Here is a 9,151-nt window from a genome sequence, read left to right as displayed (position 1 = left end):
GAGACCATGGTCATCAGATGCTCCAGCGTATCCACGTTGACGCGGATCGACTGGTTGGCGATGCTGGCGCCTTCGCCTGCATTCTCGTCGGCCGTCGACTTCTTCGGCGCGGGCTTCTCCTTGGCGGGCTTTGCAGCTTCCTTGGCGGCGGGCGCCGGAGCTTCAGCCGCCGGCGCGGGCTCGGCCTTGACGACAGGGGCCGGCGCTTCGATCGCGGTCTCGCGGAAGGCGCGCTCGAGCTCGTCGAGCGAGACTTCGCCCGGACGCAGCGGGCGCTCCAGGGTCTGGTCGATCAGCGAGCCTTCGGTCATTTCTTTTTCTTTCGACGGTGCAACCTTTGCTTCGACGAGAGCGGGAGCTTCCGGCACGAGCGGCGGTGCATCAGCAACAGCACCTGCGGCCATAGCCGCCATGCCCTGCTCGACCATCGCTTCCAGCTTGTCGATGAGGTCGCGGTCGGTGCCCTCGGGCTCGACTTCGGTCGCCTCCAGCCCGGCGAGGATTTCCTTGATGCGGTCGATCGAGGCCAGGATCACCGTCACCGCGCCGGCCGTCACCGGCATGCCGTCGCGGAATTTGCTCATCAGCGTCTCGCCGGCATGTGCCAGCGCTTCAAGCCGCGGCAGTCCGAGGAAGCCGCAAGTGCCCTTGATGGTGTGGACCAGGCGGAAGATGTTATCCAGGATCTTGGCGTTGTTCGGCTCCTGCTCGAACTTCACCAGCTGATTGTCGACGGTGTCCAGGCTCTCGCTGGTCTCCGTCAAAAACTCCCGCAACAGATCATCCATGAGCTACGCCTTACTGAGCGGGACTTCGACGCCTGGGCCGCACCTGGAGTTCGGCGGAGGTCCGCGCCTGGATCGTTAGACAACCCCTTTCACGGTCCCGTTAATTTCAGCCTCCGTGCTAATACGGATATTGAAGACAAGTTTGCGCTTCGCGACCTGCGATAGCGTCTTTCGGCAAAAGCGGCGCCGCATCTCACGCGACAGACGCGATAGGTAAACGCTCCGATAACAACACTGCGACATGCGTAAAAAATCACGCTGGCGGAGGACAATATGCACGGGCCGCGCGAATTGAATCAAATCACGCGCAATCAGAATCGCTCACACGGCCGCCCGCTGCTCGCCTGCTCAATCCGCAACAGCTGCGCTTGCGGTAAACGGACGCTTATTTCGCGGCCGCCGCGATTGCTACCGTGCTAACCCAATTGCGGAGACAGCACGATGCTCCGCGAGGCAATCCTTGACGGCAGCGAGTAACGCATCCGGTGTGAACGGCTTGCGAAGGCAACGCGCAGCGCCGAGCTCCAGCGCCATCCGGAGGAAGTCGGGTGCGGGCGCGTTCAAATTTGCGAAGGCGTAGCCGGACATCGCGATCAGCGGAATAGCCGGCGCGTGCTCGTGAAAGATCCGGATCGACTCGAACCCGCGCATACGCGGCATGAAGATGTCGATCATCATCAGATCGACTTGTTCGTTTTCGAGAGCGCGAAGGCCGGCTTCTCCTCCGTCGGCAATCGTCACCCGGAAATGATTCCGCTGCAGATAGATCTCGATGGCCATGCACACCATCGGGTCGTCGTCGACAATGAGAACATGGTGCAGACCTGCCGTGCCCGTTTGAGCCTCCCGTTTCAGCGATTCAGAGATCGAACCGCGGGGCACGCCGTCCTCCTCTGGCTGGTCGAAACATTGATGCAAGCGTCAACGGTCCTGTCGGGAAATCACGGGCAGGTGCGACAGTCGCGGCATCGCGAAGCCACGCAAACCAGTCCCGGATGGCGGGAAATGCGCGCTTGAGGGGAAGCCGCAGGTGCCGGCCGGCGTCCGATGGCGGTGCAGTTGCGATGCTAGCGGCTCATGACAACCCTCTTGCCGCTTTTTCCTGCCGCCCGGCGCAAGACGGACGCCCCTAATTGACGCGCGGACCAGCATGCAATTCTCAATTTCCGCCGCAAATGCCGCAGCCTGTCTGCCCCCCAACGGGTATATGGACGGCTCCACAACCTTTACAATATGTTTTCGTCGCCGTGCAACTGGATGACGCACAGGGCGCGGCGCCCGATCGTACCAATGAATGCGCCGGATTGACCTGCATGACCGCGAGCGGCCACCCGTCCAACCTGTTGCTGCAAATGCTCGGCGCGGCGGATTTCGATCTGCTGCGCCCCCATCTCGCGACAGTCGAAATGGTCAGGGAATCTGTCTTGGCCGAGGCAGGCGCCGCGCTGCGACATGTCTACTTCCCGCATGGCGGATCCGTTTCGATCACGGTGGGTCTCTCCGAGGGACAGATGATCGAGGTCGCGATGCTGGGCCGCGACAGCGCCGTCGGCGCTGGCGCCGCCCTTGCCGACGGCATCGCTCCGACGGATGCCGCCGTGCTCTTCCCCGGGACTGCGTCCGTGCTCGAAATCGCGGCCTTCCGGGCGGTGGCGGCCGCAAGCGCGCAGTTTCGCGGCCTGATGATCCGCCATGAGCAGGCGCTGCTCGCGCATGCGCAGCAATCGGTGCTGTGCAATACGGTACACCCGGTCGAAGGGCGGCTGGCGCGTTGGCTCCTGCGTGCCCGTGACCTGTCCGACAGCAAGTTCCTTCCGCTGACACAGGAGACGCTGGCGCAGATGATGGGCGTCCGGCGTAACGCGATTTCCCTCGTCGCAAATGCGCTCCAGCGCGCCGGCATCATTCACTACACCCGCGGCCAGATCGAGATCGTCGACGAGCGCGCATTGGAGACGAGGTCCTGCGACTGCTATGCGGCGGTGAAGGGCTGCCACGCCCGCCTGCTGGGAGCCCCGCGGTGACCACAGCCCGGCGCAACCGGCCTGCTGCATGCCGGTGTGCACACAGTGCGGCAGGGGCGCCATCGCAACCGGACATCTTGTCCCAATTGCCAATATATCCCGACGGGAACATGATCAAACTTATCCGTGCAGCAAGCAGCCCGTTCGCTTCGAGTTCGGGGGCTGACGAGACGGAGGCAGTCTTGGAAACGATGGCGCGCCCATCCAACGGTTTCCTGTCCGCACTGTCGGCGGAGGACTACGAATTGATCCGCCCGCATTTGCGCATGATCGATCTGCCGCATGAAGCGATCCTGGTGGAGACCGGCGAGACGCTCAAGCGCGCCTACTTTCCCCACCGCGGCGTCATCTCGCTGGTGGTGAAACTCGCCAAGGGCGAGCATGTGCAGGTCGCCATGGTCGGCCGCGACAGCCTGCTCGGAACGCTCTCGACCATGGGCGATGCCTGCGCGCTGAACACGGCAATCGTGCTGGTCCCCGGTGCCGCCTCCGTGATGGACCTCGACCGGCTGCGCGACGCGGCCGACCAGAGCAGCACCTTGCGGACGCTGCTCACCCGTCACGGGCTGGCCGTCTACGCACAGGTCCAGCAGACCGCGGGCTGCAACGCCGCCCATCCGGTGGAATCGCGGCTGTCGCGTTGCCTGCTGCACACCCATGACCTCTCGGGCGACTACCGGCTGCTGCTGACCCAGGAGGCGATGGCGCAGATGATCGGGGCGCGCCGCAACAGCGTGTCGCTGGTCGCCAATACGTTGCAGCACGCCAATTTCATCCACTACAGCCGCGGACACATCCAGATCCTCAACCTGGACGGCCTGCGCCAGACGGCGTGCGAATGCTACGCCACCGTGAAGGCCCAGTACGACCGGCTGCTCGGCCCGCGCTGACCGGCGCCTTGGTAAACCGGCGGCTAACGCCGGCCTGCAAACACGGATCGTCCTGCTACCGGAACTGAAATTCGGATGCCGTAGACACGGGGCATGCCTCGCGCCGTACAGGCCGCGCGGCAGACGAACCGTGACCGGGACAGGCCAAAGCCATGTTTGAAGTGACCGCCGCGCCGATGCCAAAAGCGCTCGATGCCGCGCCCGCGCGCGAGCCGGGTGCCTACGAAGCGCTGGTGCGGGAGATCGGCGAGGACGGGGCCTGTGAAGTCCGCGACGTGTTCTGGAGCGAGACCTGCGCGCGCCTGCAACTGTTCCGCACGCTCTCGCTCGCGCGGCACCTCGCCAGGATCATCCGCGAAGCGCATTCGCTGAAGAGCGCGGCCGGAACGTTTGGCTATGTCAGGCTTGCGGCGCTGGCGTTGCGGCTGGAGCAGACCGCGGAGACGCTTGGCGAGGCCGAATTCCACGGCCTCGTGGACCTGATGGATGCCGCCTACGCCGCAGCGCGCGCGCAGGAGCCGCAGGGTTAGAAAGGCGCGTGCCAAGCCCGCCGTACTTCTACGGTTAGCGATTTTCACAGATGGCTAATCATAGGTGGCGATAGTCGCCGGAAACCAGGAGGGTTTCCATGTTCACCTATGAGACTGCGGATCAGAAAGAGGTCCGTCGCTTCCGCATCGCACAGTTCAACGGCAGGACGGCGACGGTGAAGGCTGGCGAGACGACGGTGACTGGTTTCGTTCGCTCGGTGCTGGAGCAGGAATCGAGCATGCCGCCGCGCTGGACCATCACGATCATTCCGAGCGCGCCGAAGGAAGAGCCCAAGTCGCTGCGGCCGCCGTCGCGGGTGCGCCCCTTCGCCGAGGATTATCTCTGAGCCCATCGGGTCCCCACGCCATTCCCAGGCTTGATCGCCCGCCCGGCGGCGCAGGACAGAACCTCAATCGTTCGAATGCAGCAGCGCCGCACGGACGAGGTCCGCGGTGTTGCGCGCGCCGAGCTTGCGCATCGCCTCGGCGCGATGGCTCTCGAACGTGCGCGGGCTAATGTGCATCCGCAGCGCGCCCTGCTTGTTCGAATAGCCCTCGCTGATCAGCCTCAACACCTCGCGTTCGCGCTTGGTCAGCCGCTTCTGGCCCGACAGGCCCAGCAACTCGGTGCTCGGCACGCGCTGCGCTTGCTGTGCGCGGGCGGCGTTCAATTCGGCGCCCTCGGTCCTGGACGGGATCGGCAAGGCATCCCTGTGAGGACCGGCAAGCTGCTTGACCACGCCGCAAACACGTTCGGTCTGCGCCAGCGCATTCTCCACCACGCGCTGCAAATAGGCCCGATCGGCCGTAACCGGCGCGAGCTGGTCGCTGTGGTGCTTGATCTCACCCATGTAGAGCAGGAGCGCGGTCAGGGGGCCGTTGAGCTCGCGGGCGATGGCGCTGGCCATCTCGTCGGCGGCCTTGGCGCGGACCGCGTTCAGGCGGGCGAAATCGAGCTCTTCGGTCGGAGCAGAGCTGCTTTCGAACCATTCCGACGGCCGCGAATCGGTAGCCGTATCGTTCTGTGACCCCATGTGACTCGTTTACCGGAACCGAGGCCGGTCTGTGGTTAACTTTCTGCTCCGTAAGACTACGGTAATTTTGGCAGTTTTGTGCTGAAATACCGGCGTAGGCACAATTTATGCTTGAGTACCCACGCAATCGACCACGCGCAGGTTGAGGCTTTCGCTCAAAACTTGAGCAGGCAACGAAATGCCTCCTTAACCAACGCTCCCCAGCGGGCGCCCACGCCTCCCGCCTTTTACGGATAAATTAACAATGACTTGCTTCTCTTGGTCACGATTGAGAGCGCGCAAATGCCTCCACGCATGAGGCCGGCAGGCCTGCGGGAAACGCTGCGGAAGATTGCGTGCCATGAACGAGATCGATCGGCTGTCCGAGTTCTTGCAGAGGCTGACGCCGCTCTCGCGCAGCTGTCTGCTCAGCGAGCTCGAGCGGCTCGAACTGTGCGGCATCGACATGCCGGGCTCGTCCGACATCCAGGCGAAGTTGCGCGCCGAATTCCGCAAGGACGGATCGACCCAGGCACGCGCCACCAGTCCCTCGCGCTATTTCTTCGCGCCGCTCGAACTGCTCCTGATCGACGGCGCACCCGAGCACGCCAATGCGGGGCGGATCTCACGTAACACGCTCACGCCGATCTGGGAGTGGATCTGCCGCGACCTGCTGCCGACCATGGCGCGCGATTACATCAAGGCGATCAACGACCAGGTCACCGCCAACAACCCGAAGGAAGTGCTGAAAACCGCGTCGATCTTCCAGACCAAGGTCCTCAAGGTCCTCGAGAACACCCTCGCATCGGCGGTGAGCACCGAGTTCGCACGCGCCAAGCTCACGCAATACACGGCCTCGCGCACCGCCTTCGACGACGTGAGGAAAATGCAGCAGGTGCTGCGCGCCGGCGACGCCCTGCCGAAGTTCAACGAAAAGCTGCCTGAGAAGATCGCGAAATTCGACGACGGCCAGGTTGCCCAGATCACCGCGCAACTCGATGCCTTCAGGAAGTCCCACCCGGACGCGCTGCCTTTTGCGCTGGCGCTGGTGGCGAGGCGCCTGAAGACGTCCTGGGAACTGATGCGCCTTGCCACCAGGACCGCCGCGAGCAAGAGCGTGGCCGACGTCGCCGCCACGCCCTATGCCTCCGTCGTTCCCATGGTGCTCGACCGGCTCGACGACAAGCGGCTCGCCCTGCGGGTCGCGCTCAAGCACAACCGCGTGCTGGTCGCCCGCGACCTGCTCGCCGACATCTACGACACCGAATATGCGCTCAAGGTCCACATCGACGGCATCGAGGGGTGCGAATGGGGCGTCCGGCTCCAGCAATTGATGGATGCGATCGCGGCGCTGGTGTCCGCAGAGGTCAGCCGCTTCCCCTCCAATGTCGGCCACATTCTCGGCTCGCGCCGGCTGCGCAGCCACGACACGCTCGGCGGCAAGCTGTCCTATCTGGCCTGGAAGGGACGCGACGCCGTGCAGGACGGCGCGGCGGCTTTTCGCAAATTGATCGGGCAAACCTGATAGTGCGGCGCAGCTACTCCGCGCGCGGCAGGCACAGGAATCGATCGGTAAATCGCCCTGACAGAACGAATCTGAACCACCAATACATCAATCGCCGCGTCGTCATTGCTGTAATCCTCGACAGCCCACCACCGGCTGGGCACAGCAATAGCGCAGGTGCAGCAAGACACATGTGATGTGCTTCACATTTGCGCCGCCGCAGCCGGCCACGTTGTCGCAGAACTGTCACGCGTAAACCATGAAACATGCGCGCATCGCGTGAAAATGAACTCTCCCATCGCTGCCATCGCGTCGATCCTGCGATGCACCGCAAGAGCGACGGGACGGAGGTTGCGATGAGATCGAACCGGCGGACATCGACGATGGCGGCATTGCACGCGAGCGCCGGCAGCTCGACAGCACGGATTCTACAAGGCGTTTCCCGTCCTGATTCGCGGTCGCGAACTGGTACTGCATGACCCGGCACGCCACGGCCACAGTCAATTGAGGCGTCCATTATTCAATTGGGCGAAGTGCGCGCGACCTCGTCCGATTACAGGACAGCGCGCGTGTCCGCAGCCAAGCCGCGTCTTGCAAAAATTGCGCGGGATTGCCGCACGCCCGCGCGCGACGTGCGGGCAGACGTAAAAACTTCTGGAAGAAGATCCAGACAATTTTAGACGTGATGCGGGCTTTAACGTTACCCAGATAATTCAACAATCGACTGAAGCTCTCCATATTTGAAACTGCTCCCATCGCTAACACCTGTCGCGGAACGGGAGTGGTTTGCGATGAACGATGAACTTGTTGAGCTCGCCGGACGGAGGCCCAAAACCTTCGGACGGCGAAAGGTAACGCCGCGCGCATGCGTCGCCGACGGCAAGCGCCATCTGCGCGCATTCCTCGCCGAGGTGCTGGAGGATCTTGGTTTCGTCACCAGCGAATGCGCCAGCGCGGACGAGTTGCAGACCGTGCTGACCCGCGAGTTGCCGGACCTGATCCTGCTCGGCATCGCCGCCGACGGCATCGAGCCCGGCAGGTTTCTGGAGACGCTGGTGCGCGAGGCCTTCGACGGCAAGGTTCTCGCCGTCGGCGCGCGCGAGTCCATCATCGTCAGGGCCGTGCAGCAGGTCGGCGAGGAATATGGCCTCGCGATGCTGCCGCCACTGACCACGCCGTTTGCCGCGGAGACGCTGCGCGAGCGCGTCGCGATGCTGCTGCCGGACGAGCCGGCACCGAGCCCGGCCGTGTATGTCGGCGAGGCCCTTCACGCCGGCTGGCTCGAGCTCTGGTACCAGCCCAAGATCGACGCGCGCACCTTGGTCCGCAGCGGCGCCGAGGCGCTGGTGCGGATGCGGCATCCGACCTGGGGCGTGGTGCCGCCCGCCTACTTCATCCCCGAAGAGCACGATCCGCATTTGCGCGAGCTCTCGGAGTTCGTGATCGAGCGCGCCTTGCAGGACTGGCACTATCTCCTGGAGCAGCAGAGCCCGGTCGATCTCTCGATCAACCTGCCGACGTCATATCTGAAGGAGCCGCTGGCGGTGCGCGATCTCTGCCGCCGCATGCCGACGCATCCGGCCTTCGGGGGGCTGACGATCGAGATCGACAGCGAGGAGGCGATCCGCGATCTCGAATTCCTGGTCGAGGTCGCCCGGGAGGTGCGCCTGCACAATATCGGCCTGTCGATCGACAATCTCGGCGCCAACTGGCCGTCACTGATGGATCTGGACAAGATTCCCTTCATCAAGCTGAAGGCCGATCGGCAGTTCGTCACCGGCAGCGGCAGCGATCGGCTGAAGCGCACGGTGTGCCGTCACATCGTCGAGCTCGCGCACGCCTACGGTGTTCGCACCGTGGCCGAAGGCGTCGAGAGCCGCGCCGACCTCGTCGCCGCCAACGAGCTCGGCTTCGACCTCGTGCAGGGATTTCTGTTCGGCAAGCCGATGCCGCTGAAGAAATTTGCCCGGAGCGCGCTGACGCGGACGGTGATGGGGCAGGCGTGAGGCACAAGCCTCACGCCAACCGCCGCGCGACGAAGAAGACGCACACGACCACGAGCGCGGTCACTGCGATCACCCCCATGAAGGACAGAGCTCTCCTAGCGGCAGACCCAGACGCCATTGACCAGCACGCGGGCGCACGTCGGTGCCGCGACAGCAGCGCCTACGGCCGCGCCACCGACTACGGCGCGGCGCGTTGTTCGCCGCGCGACGCCGGCAACACTCACTGGGGTCGCTGGCCGTCCTACGCGGGCCTGTGCGCTCTGAACCGAGAATGAAAGACCATCCTCCTCCGACCACTGCACCGAGCCCATGGCTGCGCAGGCAATAACGGCGCCGGCTAGCCAAAATTTGGTTACGTGTCGCATGACGTGCTCCTTCCCTTGCTTTCTGCGGATT

General features: G+C 64.0%; 9 protein-coding genes. 6 read left to right on the top strand and 3 right to left on the bottom strand.

The genetic code is table 11. The features are described from left to right. Both QJT78_RS21065 and QJT78_RS21060 read right to left on the bottom strand, forming a co-directional pair. The coding region (locus tag QJT78_RS21065; RefSeq protein ID WP_281460288.1) for an Hpt domain-containing protein at nucleotides 1-788 on the bottom strand (788 nt) is incomplete at its 3' end. A 408-nt stretch (nucleotides 789-1,196) separates the two neighbouring features. Next, complete coding sequence (locus QJT78_RS21060) at nucleotides 1,197-1,670, bottom strand: response regulator (RefSeq protein ID WP_028151586.1); 474 nt, start codon at nucleotides 1,668-1,670, stop codon at nucleotides 1,197-1,199. A gap of 431 nt (nucleotides 1,671-2,101) precedes the next feature. On the opposite strand from QJT78_RS21060, the gene QJT78_RS21055 reads away from it, so the two are divergent. From QJT78_RS21055 to QJT78_RS21040, 4 genes are all read left to right on the top strand, one after another. Further along, complete coding sequence (locus QJT78_RS21055) at nucleotides 2,102-2,812, top strand: Crp/Fnr family transcriptional regulator (protein WP_028151587.1); 711 nt, start codon at nucleotides 2,102-2,104, stop codon at nucleotides 2,810-2,812. Between the two features lie 191 nt (nucleotides 2,813-3,003). Continuing rightward, entirely contained in the window at nucleotides 3,004-3,702 is a 699-nt protein-coding gene (locus QJT78_RS21050; RefSeq protein ID WP_038943206.1) for a Crp/Fnr family transcriptional regulator, read from the top strand. Between the two features lie 152 nt (nucleotides 3,703-3,854). After that, nucleotides 3,855-4,232 (top strand): Hpt domain-containing protein, encoded by a 378-nt coding sequence (locus QJT78_RS21045; protein ID WP_028151589.1) that lies wholly within the window; start codon nucleotides 3,855-3,857, stop codon nucleotides 4,230-4,232. Nucleotides 4,233-4,330: 98 nt separating this feature from the next. Next, nucleotides 4,331-4,579, top strand: coding sequence for a hypothetical protein (locus QJT78_RS21040; RefSeq protein ID WP_028151590.1), 249 nt, complete (start codon nucleotides 4,331-4,333; stop codon nucleotides 4,577-4,579). Between the two features lie 63 nt (nucleotides 4,580-4,642). Here QJT78_RS21040 and QJT78_RS21035 read toward each other — a convergent pair whose 3' ends face one another. Beyond that, on the bottom strand, nucleotides 4,643-5,266 hold the full coding sequence (locus tag QJT78_RS21035) for a helix-turn-helix transcriptional regulator (protein WP_038943204.1): 624 nt from the start codon (nucleotides 5,264-5,266) through the stop codon (nucleotides 4,643-4,645). Between the two features lie 340 nt (nucleotides 5,267-5,606). On the opposite strand from QJT78_RS21035, the gene QJT78_RS21030 reads away from it, so the two are divergent. Next, the gene (locus QJT78_RS21030) at nucleotides 5,607-6,770 is read left to right on the top strand and encodes a hypothetical protein (protein ID WP_028151591.1); all 1,164 of its coding nucleotides are present in this window, start codon (nucleotides 5,607-5,609) and stop codon (nucleotides 6,768-6,770) included. Between the two features lie 770 nt (nucleotides 6,771-7,540). Beyond that, the gene (locus tag QJT78_RS21025; protein ID WP_028151592.1) at nucleotides 7,541-8,755 is read left to right on the top strand and encodes an EAL domain-containing response regulator; all 1,215 of its coding nucleotides are present in this window, start codon (nucleotides 7,541-7,543) and stop codon (nucleotides 8,753-8,755) included. Nucleotides 8,756-9,151: the final 396 nt, after the last annotated feature.

This window comes from Bradyrhizobium sp. Mp27 (genome assembly GCF_029953005.1).
Classification (GTDB): Bacteria; Pseudomonadota; Alphaproteobacteria; order Rhizobiales; family Xanthobacteraceae; genus Bradyrhizobium; species Bradyrhizobium barranii.
This window is presented reverse-complemented; position numbering and strand designations above follow the sequence as displayed.